The organism is Rothia sp. HMSC071F11 (genome assembly GCF_001809115.1).
Taxonomy (GTDB): Bacteria; Actinomycetota; Actinomycetes; order Actinomycetales; family Micrococcaceae; genus Rothia; species Rothia dentocariosa.
The window spans coordinates 181,284-182,178 of record NZ_KV795730.1; the positions used below are offsets into that span (position 1 = coordinate 181,284).

Sequence of the window (895 nt, forward strand, 5' to 3'; positions counted from 1 at the left end):
CACCGTTTTCACCAATCTTCGGTTGAGGAGCCATAAAATCCATCTCCGTATACGCGATAGGGCTCCCCTCAACAGCAGTTGCGGCAGAACAGCCTCCGTAACTTTCTTATTTGTTGACAGGCATAAAGGTATAGAAAATTAGTTGTCCGTAACTTCGCTATAAGCTACGGACAACTAAACTCAAGAAAGAACATGATCGATTATTCGGGATCGTCAAATTCACTATGCACCAGGTGTACCTTCGAGGCAAGAGCAGGATCATAAAACGGTGATTCAGGATAATACCGAGGGTCTTCCACATAGACTCCGGTAGAATCCTTATCATCAATCGTAAACCCATAGACGATCCCTTCTTTATCGTACAGAGGGTCCGGGGCACCATTCGGGAAATTCCTCCGTTGTTCTTCCTCAAAATCAGACCAGGGGTATCGCACACCTTTACCTGCAATCATCACGTTCTCAGCACCCATCAGCTCCTCAAACTGTGGAATATACGAGGTGGGCAGACCAACGCCATACCCCACCACCACAGGGTACTGTTCATAAATATTTCCCCGGAATTTGGAATAATGGTAAACCATATTTTCAGCTAGTTGAAGGGCATACTCCGGAGCATAAAAAGGTGAACAACTTTCCTGGACGCTAAAAAGATCCTCAAAGTTCTTATAGAACACAAAAAGTCCCTGACGCATATCATTCCAGTCAGCTTCTGTAACAGCATTCATAACCCAGAAACCGTTCACCCACTGATCTGGAGCAATGTTAAACCCAAGCGCTCGTAAAAGCCTACGCCCGAGTTCATGCGAACTATCTACACCAGCACAATCCACCTCAACAATAAACCACCCCTGCTCCTGCAGGCGAGGCTTCATGATTTTCTCCCAGTACCCGCTCT

1 protein-coding gene is annotated in these 895 nt (G+C 46.3%); it reads right to left on the minus strand.

Translation table 11 applies throughout. From position 1 onward, the window contains the following. Positions 1-200: 200 nt before the first annotated feature. On the minus strand, positions 201-895 hold a 695-nt coding region (locus HMPREF2554_RS01765), incomplete at its 5' end, for a hypothetical protein (protein ID WP_070553728.1).